Below are 14,359 nucleotides of genomic sequence, written 5' to 3'. Positions count from 1 at the left end.
CGAAGTCATCAACTGTATTTCCAGAAAATGGTTTATATAAATATTCCTACCCCACCAAAGAGTTCAGTGGATCAACATAATCTTTGCCGATATTTGTTTTCGGTTCCGGCTGCTCGGTAGACTCCGATTCTTTTACCAGAGTTTCACTCGCCATGCCGGGCATCATATTCTCTCGCTTAACAAAATACCGGTTCGTCATCAATGTGGAGTGATTCCCTTCCTGATCGGTTCCGCCATCCGCATTATAATCAGAAAAAACTGCAGCCGAGCAGATCCGGCAAAGAGCTTTATTTCTCCCTTTACTCATGGTCGCAAAATATTCGGCGCCACAACGGCACTCGACTCGATAATGTCCTGATGCCGGATGATTCGTTGCTGCCGGTGTGATTGGTCCTTTATCCACGCCATATGGAGTATGCCTTCTTTCCGTCCGCTGCTTAACCCATTCGCCTGTAGGCAGCTTGTCCGCACGAATACCAGCAATCTCCTGTAGATCAATCGCAATAAATTCGCCGTCTACAAACTGAGCTACAGTGCTTCGTGCATGTTTGGGCCGCTGAATTTCGTCAATGATGATTTCCGTCATATGCGCAGGCAATAAATTTTCGAAACTGATGCCGCTGTTCAAGATGATTTGAACGGGGTATTTTTCTTTTGCCTGCTCCTGATCGGCGGCTGCATCTGTAATTTTTTCTTCGAGCTGCTTAACCTGAGCCTGAAGCAATTTATTTTCTTTGGCTTGCTCATCAAACTGATTGCAAAGATCTTTTACGCAGTCAATAATGTCAGCATTGCTTGGATTTTCAGATCTGTCATCTTGAAAATACAGGAGATCAACAAGTTTTTCCTTGAGTTGATCATCTTCATGAACTGTTTGAAACTGCTCAATCTCTACTTCAAGCTGCTTAATTCGAGGTAAGTACTTTTCGTTCACGGTGTCTCGCATGAAGTTGAGTGTTGCCAGTGCCGCATTATAGACCTCTAAGGGCACATTTTCCACGGCTGTCCCCGGCAGATCTTCGGCCTCTGGCGTTCCAATATAGCTATACTGGCATTTATCTGTTGCCGCCGCATCGATCGGATATACTCCATATTTGGTCAATACTTCGCGAATCTGGCATTCTTTATATTCCTTGCTATAACAAGTCTTGCAAGTCGTTTCGATCACAGATGAATACCATGCTTCAAAATCCGCTAGGTCAATGTGAAGAACCGTGTCCATTGCGGCCATTTCCATGCATCTCTCTTTCGCTTCAGCGGTGCGAACAAAGACATATTCTCTATCAAGTACATATTTCATGAAATCTCTTTTTGCATCATCATCCAAAGCCGCTGACCGCATTTCGAGAGCTTTATTAAGCCAGCTTCGCCCCATGCGCAAGTACTTCAAAAATTCCGATGGAATACTTTTCACTTGGGAATACTCTTCGATGGCCTCATCAATCAAAGCGAGCATTGCTGTCGCCCGAACAAATTTATCTTTTTCCTCTTTTGACAAATAAGAATTCATGGTTAATCCTCCCCCAATATTGTGTATTTACAAAAATATCAACTTTTGGTAACAACGACCCCGTTGAATTCCTCTAAAAATTTTTCAGCCGCATTGGCTACTCGCTGCAAGGTACCATATTTCCCGTATAGAGACTGAATATTTTTTGCGAGCTGCCACCGTTCGGCCAGCTCCTCTGCATCAATATAGCCACTGAATTTTTCGCCGGTAATCTTTTCAAATTCGTGTATTTTCTCAACAACATTTTGCAAGCGCCGAGTTTCAGTTTTCACACGTGATTCCAATTCCGTATCAAATTCTTTTCTGTACTGTTGATAGGCTTCTTCACGAGCTAGCGCCAAAGCCTCATTATCAGCCTTAACCGCAGATCTAAAAATAGCAGCTACAAACTCCCGGGTTACCGGCTGAGGCAATAAACTGCCAGCCCTCTTTTTAATCCTGACCTTATCCCCTTTGCACTCCAAAACGCCCCATTTGGCCGGAATTAAATCATCTGGTTTTATTAATCCTTCTGGCACTACAAGCCACCACTCATCACAAAATTGAGCAATTTCCTCGGCTTTATCAGGATTATCAAGTTCCTTCTTTAAGTCGTTGCGGCTAACCTTGATCTCAAAACCAATGATTGCAAGACCCCGGCTAGGATACATATTCATTGCCAATGCATCAGCATGTCTTTTGCAATTGGAGCCAGTGCCGTTGGCTACTTCGAAAAACAGCGCCCACTCTGGCTGCTTATAGCGATTTTCCAGGGCATTCCTGATGTCTTCCGCTGTCACTCGCTGCGCCTCCTAACTCCGGTTCCGGCTCATCTATCCATTTTGCATACGTTCCAAATTCAAAACGAGCAATAATATCTCCATTTTTATCAAGCAGCTCGTAGCCGCAAAATATGGTGTTTCCAACAACAACACTAACATCATTGATTTCTGCAATCTCCCGTAACTCACCTAACCCAGCAACTTTGTCGCCAACCGCATATGTTTCCATTCTATTCGGACCGTAAACGCAAAGCGTGTTGATTTTACCGTATGCCACTAGCGATCAGCCTCCTTATTCAGCTCCAGCCCACAAATCTGGCAAAATCGTTGCCCTGGGTGAAGCTCTTCATTCTCACATCGTGGGCATATCAAATCACGCGAATTCAACTGTTTTAAAGATTCCACGATCCATTCCCCCTATGAAATCAGCCCTAATCTTTCTGCAACTCCTAGGTAATCTAAAATGAATGGCCCACCTTCGCGAACCTCCCACTCCGGGCGAAAGTCAGCAATCTTTATTGATGCTGGCTTTTTCTTTGCTTTATAAACCGTCAAGCACTCTCGCCAGTAACTCCACGGAACTACGAAAAACCGCTTCATCTGCCAGCCAACGAAGATAAAGGTAATTCCACCGAGAGCCTGCCAATCATCTAGAATAGCTGCCTGATGGTCTTCAACTCGCTTGAATTCAATCTTGTCACTATTTGTATTCTTAGCATCGAACGCCACCGCACGCCCCTTATATATTCCAAAGAAATCGACTGCAGCTTTATGCTCCACCTTTGCCGAAATAATTCTTCCCGTATTGTTTCTGAGAGGAATCCACTCCGTTGGCATCTTCTCAATCACAGCAACCTGCCGATGGCGATAATACGCATTTGCCTGGATGATGAAATGCTCAAGAGGCTGCCCCCTGTTGGCGTAACTATTTGCGTAACCGTTTATAATTGCCATAAACGCCTTCCTTTACGGGTCTCAATTTCTTCCCCCATTTTTTCTGATCTTTAGCGAGCAGCTGCTCAATTTTTTCCGGGTCCATCTTTCTAACAGACATACCGTTCACGCAGTATTCACGCCGATCACTGTGACTAAAGCCGCCCACGATTGGCGTTCGTTCGCTATTGGCCGTCTCAATGGCTGCAGCCTTTAAAAGTCCGCACTTTCGTCTATCTAGCTCGCTCACGTCTTTCCCCCCGCTCTTTTCGAAAGTTCCCGCTGCAGCAGCGCTTTAAAATCTCCTGCCTTGGCAGATTTTCTCGCTTCTTTCTCCTGCTTTTGTAAAGAGTTTTGAACGATACTCGGCGGCATCACAGGCGAAATTTTACGAATGTCCATCAGCTCATCTCCTTCGCCGTTGTATCAATCAGCTTCGTGACTGCCTGAGACTTGATCATTTGACATCCACTCAGAGTCTGTAAGACTTGATCGTTAATACGTTTTTCACGTTTTTGCTGACAAACAGAAGCATATATTTTAAAAAACTGAGCTCTAACGATTGACGTCTTATCCGATTGCGTCTGGCACAAATCAATCCATCCCATGCGCCTAGCGGCAACTTCAATTTCTGGCGTTGAAAATTGCGGTGTCTTGTAAATATGCGCGACCTGAATTTGCTCTAGAACCTCTTTCCATGCTTCATCAGCGGTCTTCATAGCCGTTCCCATCACATGCTCTTCCATGACCTGGGCGGCTTCGCGAATCTCAGGAATCGAAGGGAAAAATGTATTCGTCCGCATGCACCGCGTAACCCCTGCAGATACAGCCCCTAAGTCCATGTCCGAAAGCGCAATTGCATAGGCCCTGATCTGATTCGCATCAACATTTTTGGCATTTACGCAGGTATGTAATAGAGGCGTCAACTGCATAGCATATTGCTTCTCATGATCAGTAAGCTCTCTAACCTGTAACAAATCAAATTTCTTTGCAACTTCATAGCCCACTATCATCAACCTCCCAACGCTGCAGCCATTACACTAGACACATTATCTGGTGGTCTGTCTCTTGATCCAAACGTCTTATTCCGTCGTTGCTCAAACAGGGCATCTTGCTCTTTAACATCAGCGATGGACTTGACTCCGGCTTTTTTCCAGTTAATAAAAATCGTGTCCATGTATTTTCGACCACTACCACCTTGAGACTTATATCTCTCAAAACAATCCTCAACAACATCCTCAGGGAAAGATAGCTGCCATTCGGATACGCAATTGATTTCGATCTGCGAAAGAGGCCCATATTTGCCTTCCAGTTTACGGACAAGTGAAAGATCGCCTTGTCGTTCTGAGTTATCCACAACATCACGCGCGCGCGTATCATCATCTCTTTTAAAAGAAGTAGAAGAAGGAAAAGAAGTAAAAGAAGGAATAGCCCGAAAAGATTCATCTTGGGTTTGCCTAGGGTAAACCTTTGGCTGTTCTTCGGCATTAGCAGGAGTTACTTTTAATTCGCCCGAGGTTATTTCAGGACTCTTCTCTTCCGTTAAAAGAGTGTCGCTTTCCATTGCAGGGATAGCGCTGTGAGTCTCTTTAGGATGAACGTGTTGATACTTTTTCCAGTTATTAATTTGAATGTATTTATTTCCGTTCGCTTCATACCGCATGATAAACCCTTTATCAGCAATGGCATTAACAAGGGCTTCCGCATCACATTCATCTTCCGGCAAAAGCTCCATCTTTATTTTCTTAGGCCGATCTTCTAGCCGACCTTCCCGATCAGCGATAGTCCACATACCAATCAGCAACAGTCTGGCGAGGGCCGGTAAAGCGGCAATGTCTTCATTTTTAAAAAAGCCTGGGTGAATTTCTCGTTTCCTTGCCATCATTGCACATCCTTACTTAAATCTGTTTGTGCAGGCCGTTTTTACGCGGCCTGCTTGGTAGTGCATTACCCCTCAGTTCCGGTCCCTGAGCTACTTTCTAAGTGCTCATGATCCGTTACATCACCAGGATCTTCGCTTACCGTTTTTGACTCTTCAACAATCTCAGCTTCGATAATGTCGTCATCTTTCCCAGAAGGGAGCTGCTTAGGACCTTGTGACTCATCATCTTCGTCGTTCGCTGGTGCCTCAAGCTGTTTGACAGGCTGCGAAGATATAACTTTCAAATCTGGGCGCCCCGCAAGTGCCGGAAGTTCTTCTTCAGGGGGCTTAGGATCTTCAAATTGCAGTTCCGTTTGGTTAAGCAAGTTTTCGATCTTTTTAAGAGCCGGTGACCACAGCCCGTGACGCCTGACAATGGCTTGAAAGTCTTCAAAGTCGTGACCTTGTATATACCATGTCTTATTACCATGATCATCCGTTCCGGCGCTGCAGTGCTGCAGCTCATGATCTAAGAGTGCTTTTCTATGCTCCACGCCAAGCTGCCACCAAACGTCTTGGTGAATCGTAACAATAAAATCGTATCCGGTAAGAAAATTCAGCTCTTTACCAACTTTCTTAGCCTGTCCCCATGTTTCGCGCCGCTTAACTTCCCAGGTTCCGTCTCGAAACAAATATTTGATTTTGGCCTCAACCAAGTGACTATGGTTTTCCTGAATTAGCTCACTAGCCATTTCAATAAGATCATCAGATGCATCGTAGAATTCTGACGCCAAATTACTCACCCCGCAAAATGTTTTTGTTTAAAACGCTTGATCCGCCGATATACGGCTTGATCAGTCATACCGTATATATTACCGATATCCTCATAGGTCATCGTTTCACGTAGCTTGATCATGTCAGCCATGTCTTTAGCCGACAGTTCAACTTTGTACGCCGTATTTTTAGGAAGGCTGCCGTATCGCAGTCGCTTTCGATGTGCTGCTGCAAGTGCGGCGGCCCGATCAGGTGATAGGCCAACAAGATCGGCAATTTCCTTCCACTCCAAGCCTTTCTCTCGAAGAGCAAACATACGGCTGACTACGGATTGATTTGAAATACTTCCTTTACCCAGAGCCTCACAGGCTTGATCAGTTGTAAGGTACTTTGGCGCCAATATTGCCAGAGCAAGCGCAGCCCAACCTTCCATATGTAAAACATTTTCGAGAGTATAGCACATCTTAAAACCCCCGTATTAAAACTGTAGAGTAGGGCAAACTACTTTTATGTAGCTCGCCCAAATCCCAATATATTTTTGACAATTTGATGCTTTTCGAGAGCTGATTTTTCTTCACTAAACTTCGGCTCAAAGTTTAATTCCGTTTGATAGATAAACTCTTTAGGACGCTTACCATAGCATGTTGGTCCGCAGCCGCGCTCAATAGATATAGGATCTTTTAATTCCCTATGGCAGCAGCGGCAACGTTTCATGACACCGCGTTCAATTTGCCGAGTTCAGCTGCGCAGGCTAGACAGACTGGCTTTTCTTTATATCTGGCAAGGCCTTCGGCTGCGCCGCAGAAAACACAAGAGTCAACATGCTTTTTGAGGATGATTTGATCACCATCGACGCATACTTCCATGCGATCCCCTTCGTTAATATCAAGGGTTCGACGAAGCTCCCTTGGCATTACGATACGTCCAAGCTCGTCCACTTTTCTAACAATTCCTGTTGATTTCACTTGACTTCCCTCCCATATTTATTCTTAAAATTGCACTTTGGGCAAAGCCCCGGCTTTGTCGTTCCGTTTGGTTTAAAACAATGTCCGCAGCGAGCTGAAGCGGTTTTCCACTGCGCATAGCACTTAGGACAACGCATTTCAAGCAAATTGCCTTTTAGATGCCATGCGACGCCTTCCGCGCCACATTTGGGACAATCTGAGACGATCTTAACATCCGAGTAAGTTTGGTTCATATACCGGCGCCTCCCCTAACTCGTACAAGAAGTCACTAGGTTCCATTGGCTGAAGATCGCCTGACCAATCAGGTGCAAACTTGGAATATGTAATACATAGGCGTTCCTTTGCTCGAGTTATTGCTACATAAAACAAACGCCGCTCTTCTTCCAAGTCTTCCGATCGCTTAGAAGGAAAAACATTCTGATTCATTCCGACTACAAAGACAGTATCAAATTCAAGGCCTTTCGCTGCATGAACGGTCATAAGCTTGACCGCATCGACATTTTCTACAAGTTTTTCTTGAACGTCTTTATATCTTAGGTATTTTAAAAACCCCTGAACCGTAACGTTTTCACCAACAGCAAATTTTGATTTTTGCCAGGTTTCAATAGCCTCTTTCGCAGCCGCTAACTGAGCAACGTTTTGATTGATGCCCACGGTGCTGCTTATAAAATCAAACATTTCCGACGGTAAATAAATGTTTTGTCTTTCGATCCCCTCATCGAGCGTCCGAACCGTTTGAATTAACTTGCTCATGCTATTGGTTTCGCATATGGCATCATATAACGAGATGTCTTTTTGTATCGCCATAAGCTCAATCTGTTCCATCAAGAGCGCTTTGCTCTTAAATTTCCAAAGGACTTTTTTTAATGCCATATTATCTTTACGGTTAAAAAGAAATTGCATCCAATCTAGAATCCCCTTAACTGCATAGGCTTTGTAGGGATCACTAGAAGTTGTGACTTTCTTACTTGCAATGCCTACGCTTTTAAAAATCTCATCGATATTCTCTATCTGCTTATTAGTCCTTGCTAACACGGCAAAATCTTGATATTGAAGCCCTTTTGTTCCCCTCAAAGATTTGATTTTATTTGCAATTGCCTTGGCTTCTTCTCTGTCATTCTCAAACAATTTGACTTGAACAAAGTGACCGGTTCTTCGTGCTTGCAGTATCTTTTTAGTCTGCTTTAGATTATTTGAAATAAGGGCATTAGCCGCCGCAACAATACAAGAGGTAGATCGATAATTTTCTTCTAGTTTTATAACCTCAATACAAGGGCGCTGCGCCAGTTTGATGATGTGCTCTACATTGGCCCCTCGCCATCCATAAATAGCCTGAAAGTCATCACCGACTAGAAAACTATTTTTAGGGTTGAGCAATTCGCACATCCGATTCTGCTCATCATTTGTATCTTGATATTCATCTACAAACACATAAGTAAAGCGCTGTTGATATTCGGCCAATATATCTGGATGAAGCTCCCATAGTCTTACTACCAGGTCTACCAATCGGTTTAGATCGACTGCATTATTGCGCCTGCATCGATACCCATATTCCTTCAAGACTTTAGATTCTTCTGGGTACTTGCGATCTTCTTCTCTGACATCTACACATAATTCATAGCGCGTAATAACCTTTTTAAATGTGATGCGACTCCCAAAATCAGAGATGATTTGCTTTATAATCAGATCGCGATCTTCTTGATCGTAAATGGTAAAGTTCTCATCAATTCCGAGTTTGTGGCCCCATCGACGGAGAACACTAACGGCAAAGGCGTGAAATGTACTGCAGGTAAGTTGTTTCCCCTGCTCATCTCCGATCAGCCGAATCACTCGCTCTTTCATTTCTAGAGCCGCCAAACGCGTGAATGTCAGTGCCAGCATGTTGCTCGTGCCAACTCTATACTCTTGATGAAGCTGAGCAATCCTGCGAGTTAAAACGGTTGTTTTGCCACTTCCAGCTCCGGCTAAGCAAAGAATATTGGGGGCGGTCGAAGTGACCGCCTGATACTGTTCCTTGTTCAACCCATCTAATAAGGCCATAATCATGCGCCTCCAAATGGGAAGTTAGGTTTTTCCCCAGACTTTAAAGCTGCACTAATTGCATCTAACAGTTCCGGTGGAAATTTCGAAGAATGAATCACCTTGATGGCAGCTGTACTTGGAGTTTGCTTCTCAGTATCAATAGACGTAATGATTTGATCGAGTACCACATCTAGCGAGCGAATGATAAAATCAATCTCATCACGGTTTCTAGGCCTTTTGGTATACTCACGTATATTCCCAGTCTGAAGCGGTAAAGGAACTTTCTGATATACAACTAGCTCCGTTATTTCTTGAACGACGTTTGTTAGATGAGCGATATCATCAGGAATTAACATATCGATACCTCTTTCTCTGCTCTAGCAGATTTTTATGCACTAATTTGCGTAGCGACAGATTCGCTTAAATTCCATACCTGCCAACCTTCGCATGAAAAATCAAATTCAATGGCGCCAGCTAAGATGATGTTATCGAGCTTGTCTGATAACCGATCCACTCCATTAATAAACAGCTGGAAGTTTTGGCGATCTAAGTGGTTTAAATCATCCATGACTAAGATTCTTGTCTTTGGCTGTGCTCGTTCAATAATCGTAACCATCATGGCGGCTAGAAAAATCGTTTGCTGACCAGTGCTTAAAGCGTCGAAGTTTACTTGATGGCCCTTTTCATTTTGCCAACCAAATTGAAAAATTTCTTTGCCCGTATCAGATTGGGTTTGAAAAAATGGCTCATAATCAAAACCACAAATTTTTAGGTTAGCTGCAATCGACTCGCGGATCGGCTCCAAGACTTCTTTTACGATTTCACCTTGTACGCCCTTAGGACCAAGTTTTTCTAAAATGGACTTGATTGCAATGGCGTTATACTCAGCCATACGGTTATCGATCATAGACTGCTGAACAAGTGCTACGGCTTGCTTAGCCTTCTCTTTTTCCGAGATGTCTTTTTTCAATTCTTCAATTCGTGTTTTCATGCCCACCGTCTGAACTTGAAGTACATCTATTGGTGCAATGAATTCATGCGGTTGCTTCTGGAGTCGATCAATCTCTTCCTGATAAGACTGCATCCGGCTTTTTCTTTCAGCCGACTCAGCCATTCCGTCTTGTTTTTTCTTTTGAATTGCTGTTACGGATTTATTAATAGTGTTATTGTGACTAATCGCTGCCTGCGCTTTCTTTAATAGCGCGGCATGTTTTTCAGTAAGGATTTTTTCATTTTCTTGAATTGTTTTCAGTTGACGTTGAGAAGCTTCAAGATCCCCCTTCAAAGTATTAAGTTTCGGATCTACTTGGCTCTCTTTCCAAGCCTTAACCTGGTCGCCTACACCAGAGAAATCTTTAGGGCACCGAATCATGTGGTGAATTACGCAAATGCCGTCAATCCCTTTGGTCTGCTCAATAGCGGCGGTGATTGATTTTAGAGTATTTTCTAAAGCTTGGATTTCTGTGAGAATCTTCGAGTTTTCCAATTTCACTTGATCCATTTGACTCCGCGTTACGTTCACTTCTTTGAGAATCTCACTAGCTTCGGCTTCAACATCAGGAACTTCCTGAACCTTGGCTTGAAGCTCGCTGATCTCTCGATCCATAGCCGTTAGATCGGTAACAGGTTTCAATCTTTCGACCTGAAGCAACTCTTCAAGTTCTGCAATTCGTTTGATCTTTGCATCAATAGCCTTCTTCTTCTCAATATCAGTAGAAATCTGCTTTTCACGATCAATCAAATCTTTTTGCAATTGATCCATCTCTTCGCGCGCGGCCTTCAGGTTTCGTTCCGTTTCGGCCATCTGGTTTTTTAAATCAGAGAATTGCCGCACAGCTCCTTTTGCATCTTTATTCTTGGACTCCCAATACTTTCGTTCCGTTTCGGCCCAATCGAGCATGGACTGCAGGCCATCTTGTACCGAATAGCCCTCAGGGTATTGCGCCATTGCTTTGCCAATCATTTCATTGATGGCTTGGTAGTGCTCAAAATTATTCGTTTTCAGCTCTAATGTCAGCATTGCTTCAAGGTACTGTCTTACTCGATCCTTGTTCCATACGGAGGATTTAATAGGGCTAAGACTATAAATAAAGTCACGCCGCCTTGCATCCGATAAACTGAGAAACTCATTAACATCCAGCATTACAGGGAAGTCGCCGATTTCATCAGCGATGCGAACTTTTTTCGATGTATCATTTTTCTCTCCCCGACCTGGGGAGAGTGTGATGGATTCCGCTACGCTCACAGATTTTTCGCCTGTGGCACGATTTGTTTTTTCTTTTCTTTCAAAAGATCGTCCAAATGAAAAGGTATCCGTTTTAACGCCTACAAACATTTCATCGCCAGTAGCTAACTTAAATGTTTCTGCTGCAGTCTTGCCGTTTTTAGGAACATATCCTAGCATAGACAGCCCAAGCGCTTGAATACGACTTGTCTTTCCTGATCCGTTCCGGCCAATGAATAAATCCTTACCAGTGAGAGGCTGGCATAGGCATTGACCTTTAAAGTTTCTCAATTCGATAGCTTGCACTTTGCTCAAAAGAATACACCTCCATTTTGATTTGCAGTTACTGTCTCAGGCGCAGTAGCGGCAGTCATGGTTTCTTCATCATCCTTTTCAACCGCCATATCATCGACAGATGCTGTCGCCGTGGTTTCAATCACATCGGCTTTTTGGCCATCATCTAAGCGAATCTCCTCGCCCCGTTCGGCCTTCTCGGCAATATCAAGCATTTTGTCCTGCGTCAGCTCATGGACAAAACCAATAACAGAGACTGTAGCAGTTCGCTGTTTCTCGTTTCCTTTTGCCTCTACATAAGCGATATGGGCAAGCGCTGGATGCTTTTGCATTGCAAGTCGTTCTGCAATTGTTTGAGCGTTTCGCTCGGCAAATTGCTTTTTATTTACGAAAGTATCAATGCACTTTAAAATGTCTTTGTGTGAAACCTTAGCCCAAACGCCCATAATTCCGTCGATTTTGTAGAATATGCCGGTTTTTTTTTCGTCCTCTGTAAGCATGTTTTCCATACAAATACGGCCTGCATCGGCACTGTATTGAACTTTTTTAATAAGGTCCTGGATAAAATACATATTGATATCATAGAGAAGCGTAGCCGAAGTAATAACCAAGTTACCTGTAGGACCGTAGCCAATGGCCATTTTCTTAACCCAAATTTTCCGGATTGTTTGGCTGTCCGGATCAATAATTGGATAAGGATTCACAACGACTTCGCCAGTTGGCAAAGTCAAGTTCTGCGGCGTAATAATAGATAAACCTGCAATTTGATTGGCATGATAAAACCCTTTGGCGGTAGTCATGGCTTTATTTTGAATAACGGCGATTTCACTAGCCGACTCGCTCAGTTTCACATTGCCTTTCACTGTACGAATCTGACCGGTTGCCAGCCGTTTCACAAAAACTTCATTATCGCCAAGGCAAGCAACATGTTGCCGTTTCAGCAGTTCAACCTGCTTCGTTAATTCCAGTTGATCAAGAGCTACGCTCATGAATATTCCCCCTATTTTTTAGTATTGTAGAAAGGTATAAAACCTCATCATGCACTCATCTTCCTGATCGCCTTTCGTCTGCGCATGACTCTTTGAGAGCAGATGCGGCAGCACCAAACAGCAATCGTCGGTCGGCGCCGAGGTGGATTCATTTCACAAATCTCACATTTTTCAGGCCGTTTCATTGCGCACCGCCTCGCTCTGCCGCTGTTTTTCCAATAACTCAATCAGGTAAAGTCGAATACCATGAAAATAAGGCTTTTTATACTTGTGAAGACTTTCTACAAAATGCTGCAGCTTCTTCAAACTTGGCTTTCTGCCAGTCGAAAGATGAAATGTTCTGGCTTTGTGATAGCCAGCGTCCTCCGATTCTCTGGCCCTATCCAATCGCGCAACATACTTTTCTGTCAACTCAGTCATACGCGTATCCCCCATATGTAAATTTCAGTGATCACCAGGAGAAAACCGAGAAAAACACTAAACTCAATTGGGTAGTCATAAACCAAAAAATTTCTCATGCCCTCGCCTCCGTTGACGCTGACTATTTGGCTATGTTATACTGATTTCGAAAATTATTAATTGTAGGGCTTACAGAAGTAGTCGTCTGCGGTGCAACGCAGGCGGCTTTTTCTTTTTTGTCTGGCGCTAAGATTACGGAAAATGCCGCTCTAAGCAAATGTCGTATCTCTAACAACCCTTTTGACCATATTGGCTGCTCATGCTCATCAATGTGATTATCTCTACCAACCTCAGCCATTTCACGTTGGCAATCATTCGCATGAAGCAGTTCTACTTGTAGGTCCAAAAGGCTGGCCGGAATATCCCTATATAAAAGTTCTGGAAGAAGCCATTCGCCAACTGGATTCGTTGTCCTGAGGTATTCATACCCAAGCCATGGCTGCTCATAAATCTGAGCCATTTGAAGAACAACGGCTGCTGGCGGCAATGTAGCTCCTCTTTCATAATCGCGAATGGATTCAATGCTCACATTTAGAATCTCGGCGGCTTGTTCACCAGTCAAACCTGTATTAAATCTAGCGCTTTGATAAATCGTCCTGCCTTTTCTTGGCATCGTTTTTCACCTCCTTTCAGGAGATAATAAAGATAGATCCTCACCCCATCGCCCGTCCTGCCCCCAGGGCGGGCTCTTTTTATAAAGTTAGACATGCAGCTAATGCAACAAAGCCGACAAAGGCAAAAATTAAAACCATATCGGAATTCTGCAATATCGGTTGAGGCTTCTTACAGATCGGAATCTGTTTGACGCTATGACGAGCAATCACAACAACAACTCCTTTCAAATTTCAACTTACTTCATCGTCAAGATGACATGCCTCATTGCTAACTTCATGATCTTTGAGATACTGTTCAAGTGTCGCGCGCCGAATAACAATCCGCCTCCTAATCATCGTTGCCTGAAGCTCGCCTTGCTTAATTAACTCTCGAATCAAAAACTGACTCACGCCAATCGCTACAGCGGCTTCTTTCACTGAAAATGATAGTTTTGAATCAGTATGAATAATGGTCAGCGGTACCGGATCTTTCTTCGGTTTAGGCACCTTTTTGCCACAATTAGGGCAAAATTTTGTTTCAGCTTTTAATTCATACCCGCACTTACAATTCATAAAACAGCACCTCCTATGTTTGCAATCCCTATATTTTTACAGGAAATATTATCCTTTCAGTCGAAAGATGAAATATTTAAAAGATAGAAAGGATGATTCAAATGGATAATAAGAAATCAATTATTGAAATCGGATTAAATTCAGATGAAATGGTAGCTTTAGCACTAGCGGAATACGCTGCCATAAATGGTGAACTTACTTGCCAAGCATTTGACGAATTAAAGCATGATCCACAAACTTTAAATGCTGCACGAATAGTCGCTAGCGAAGAAGCTATGATTCGTACAATTGCTTCAATGATTGAACGTAACAATCAAGCTTTACTAAAGCATCTACAAGATCTTGGCGTACTTTAGAATCAGTAGCTTTTTCATGCAATCTCTTTAATCTAGCTTTTCGCA

General features: G+C 43.4%; 21 protein-coding genes. 1 reads left to right on the top strand and 20 read right to left on the bottom strand.

Going from position 1 to position 14,359, the window contains the following annotated elements; translation table 11 throughout:
* Window positions 1-46 precede the first annotated feature (46 nt).
* The 20 genes from AC0MXB_RS03195 to AC0MXB_RS03100 form a co-directional block, all read right to left on the bottom strand.
* Window positions 47-1,510 (bottom strand): DUF5651 domain-containing protein, encoded by a 1,464-nt coding sequence (locus tag AC0MXB_RS03195; protein WP_474038163.1) that lies wholly within the window; start codon window positions 1,508-1,510, stop codon window positions 47-49.
* Window positions 1,511-1,548: 38 nt separating this feature from the next.
* The gene (locus AC0MXB_RS03190) at window positions 1,549-2,289 is read right to left on the bottom strand and encodes a hypothetical protein (RefSeq protein ID WP_474038162.1); all 741 of its coding nucleotides are present in this window, start codon (window positions 2,287-2,289) and stop codon (window positions 1,549-1,551) included.
* The gene (locus AC0MXB_RS03185; RefSeq protein ID WP_474038161.1) at window positions 2,246-2,548 is read right to left on the bottom strand and encodes a hypothetical protein; all 303 of its coding nucleotides are present in this window, start codon (window positions 2,546-2,548) and stop codon (window positions 2,246-2,248) included. The genes AC0MXB_RS03190 and AC0MXB_RS03185 overlap by 44 nt, the downstream gene beginning before the upstream one ends.
* Window positions 2,549-2,688: 140 nt before the next feature.
* Window positions 2,689-3,225 carry a Holliday junction resolvase RecU gene (locus tag AC0MXB_RS03180; protein ID WP_474038160.1) on the bottom strand — a complete coding sequence of 179 codons (537 nt, stop codon included), beginning with the start codon at window positions 3,223-3,225 and terminating at the stop codon, window positions 2,689-2,691.
* On the bottom strand, window positions 3,197-3,454 hold the full coding sequence (locus AC0MXB_RS03175; RefSeq protein WP_474038159.1) for a hypothetical protein: 258 nt from the start codon (window positions 3,452-3,454) through the stop codon (window positions 3,197-3,199). The genes AC0MXB_RS03180 and AC0MXB_RS03175 overlap by 29 nt, the downstream gene beginning before the upstream one ends.
* The gene (locus AC0MXB_RS03170) at window positions 3,451-3,606 is read right to left on the bottom strand and encodes a hypothetical protein (protein WP_474038158.1); all 156 of its coding nucleotides are present in this window, start codon (window positions 3,604-3,606) and stop codon (window positions 3,451-3,453) included. Before AC0MXB_RS03170 ends, AC0MXB_RS03175 begins: the two co-directional genes overlap by 4 nt.
* Window positions 3,606-4,211 (bottom strand): hypothetical protein, encoded by a 606-nt coding sequence (locus AC0MXB_RS03165; RefSeq protein WP_474038157.1) that lies wholly within the window; start codon window positions 4,209-4,211, stop codon window positions 3,606-3,608. The genes AC0MXB_RS03170 and AC0MXB_RS03165 overlap by 1 nt, the downstream gene beginning before the upstream one ends.
* A 5-nt stretch (window positions 4,212-4,216) precedes the next feature.
* Window positions 4,217-5,089: a DnaD domain-containing protein gene (locus tag AC0MXB_RS03160; RefSeq protein ID WP_474038156.1), complete on the bottom strand. Its 873-nt coding sequence runs from the start codon at window positions 5,087-5,089 to the stop codon at window positions 4,217-4,219.
* A 62-nt stretch (window positions 5,090-5,151) separates the two neighbouring features.
* The gene (locus AC0MXB_RS03155) at window positions 5,152-5,868 is read right to left on the bottom strand and encodes a putative metallopeptidase (RefSeq protein ID WP_474038155.1); all 717 of its coding nucleotides are present in this window, start codon (window positions 5,866-5,868) and stop codon (window positions 5,152-5,154) included.
* Complete coding sequence (locus AC0MXB_RS03150; protein ID WP_474038154.1) at window positions 5,865-6,302, bottom strand: hypothetical protein; 438 nt, start codon at window positions 6,300-6,302, stop codon at window positions 5,865-5,867. Before AC0MXB_RS03150 ends, AC0MXB_RS03155 begins: the two co-directional genes overlap by 4 nt.
* A gap of 44 nt (window positions 6,303-6,346) precedes the next feature.
* A complete protein-coding gene (locus tag AC0MXB_RS03145) occupies window positions 6,347-6,553 on the bottom strand; it encodes a DUF6011 domain-containing protein (RefSeq protein WP_474038153.1) in 207 nt (68 codons plus the stop codon).
* Window positions 6,550-6,804: an AbrB/MazE/SpoVT family DNA-binding domain-containing protein gene (locus AC0MXB_RS03140; protein WP_474038152.1), complete on the bottom strand. Its 255-nt coding sequence runs from the start codon at window positions 6,802-6,804 to the stop codon at window positions 6,550-6,552. Before AC0MXB_RS03140 ends, AC0MXB_RS03145 begins: the two co-directional genes overlap by 4 nt.
* Window positions 6,801-7,037, bottom strand: coding sequence for a hypothetical protein (locus AC0MXB_RS03135; RefSeq protein WP_474038151.1), 237 nt, complete (start codon window positions 7,035-7,037; stop codon window positions 6,801-6,803). The genes AC0MXB_RS03140 and AC0MXB_RS03135 overlap by 4 nt, the downstream gene beginning before the upstream one ends.
* Window positions 7,012-8,844 carry an ATP-dependent helicase gene (locus AC0MXB_RS03130; RefSeq protein WP_474038150.1) on the bottom strand — a complete coding sequence of 611 codons (1,833 nt, stop codon included), beginning with the start codon at window positions 8,842-8,844 and terminating at the stop codon, window positions 7,012-7,014. The genes AC0MXB_RS03135 and AC0MXB_RS03130 overlap by 26 nt, the downstream gene beginning before the upstream one ends.
* A 2-nt stretch (window positions 8,845-8,846) precedes the next feature.
* A complete protein-coding gene (locus AC0MXB_RS03125) occupies window positions 8,847-9,182 on the bottom strand; it encodes a hypothetical protein (RefSeq protein WP_474038149.1) in 336 nt (111 codons plus the stop codon).
* A gap of 32 nt (window positions 9,183-9,214) precedes the next feature.
* The gene (locus AC0MXB_RS03120; RefSeq protein WP_474038148.1) at window positions 9,215-11,365 is read right to left on the bottom strand and encodes a P-loop NTPase family protein; all 2,151 of its coding nucleotides are present in this window, start codon (window positions 11,363-11,365) and stop codon (window positions 9,215-9,217) included.
* A complete protein-coding gene (locus tag AC0MXB_RS03115; RefSeq protein WP_474038147.1) occupies window positions 11,362-12,333 on the bottom strand; it encodes a hypothetical protein in 972 nt (323 codons plus the stop codon). The genes AC0MXB_RS03120 and AC0MXB_RS03115 overlap by 4 nt, the downstream gene beginning before the upstream one ends.
* A 171-nt stretch (window positions 12,334-12,504) precedes the next feature.
* On the bottom strand, window positions 12,505-12,753 hold the full coding sequence (locus tag AC0MXB_RS03110; RefSeq protein ID WP_474038146.1) for a hypothetical protein: 249 nt from the start codon (window positions 12,751-12,753) through the stop codon (window positions 12,505-12,507).
* A gap of 121 nt (window positions 12,754-12,874) precedes the next feature.
* Window positions 12,875-13,405, bottom strand: coding sequence for a helix-turn-helix domain-containing protein (locus AC0MXB_RS03105; protein WP_474038145.1), 531 nt, complete (start codon window positions 13,403-13,405; stop codon window positions 12,875-12,877).
* 232 nt (window positions 13,406-13,637) lie between these two features.
* Complete coding sequence (locus tag AC0MXB_RS03100; protein ID WP_474038144.1) at window positions 13,638-13,958, bottom strand: excisionase family DNA-binding protein; 321 nt, start codon at window positions 13,956-13,958, stop codon at window positions 13,638-13,640.
* Window positions 13,959-14,059: 101 nt separating this feature from the next.
* On the opposite strand from AC0MXB_RS03100, the gene AC0MXB_RS03095 reads away from it, so the two are divergent.
* The gene (locus AC0MXB_RS03095) at window positions 14,060-14,314 is read left to right on the top strand and encodes a hypothetical protein (RefSeq protein WP_474038142.1); all 255 of its coding nucleotides are present in this window, start codon (window positions 14,060-14,062) and stop codon (window positions 14,312-14,314) included.
* The last annotated feature ends 45 nt before the right edge of the window (window positions 14,315-14,359 follow it).

The sequence above is a fragment of the Pelorhabdus sp. sgz311001 genome (assembly GCF_055901755.1).
Note: the sequence above shows the minus strand (reverse complement) of the source record. Positions and strands in the feature narration are given on the sequence as shown.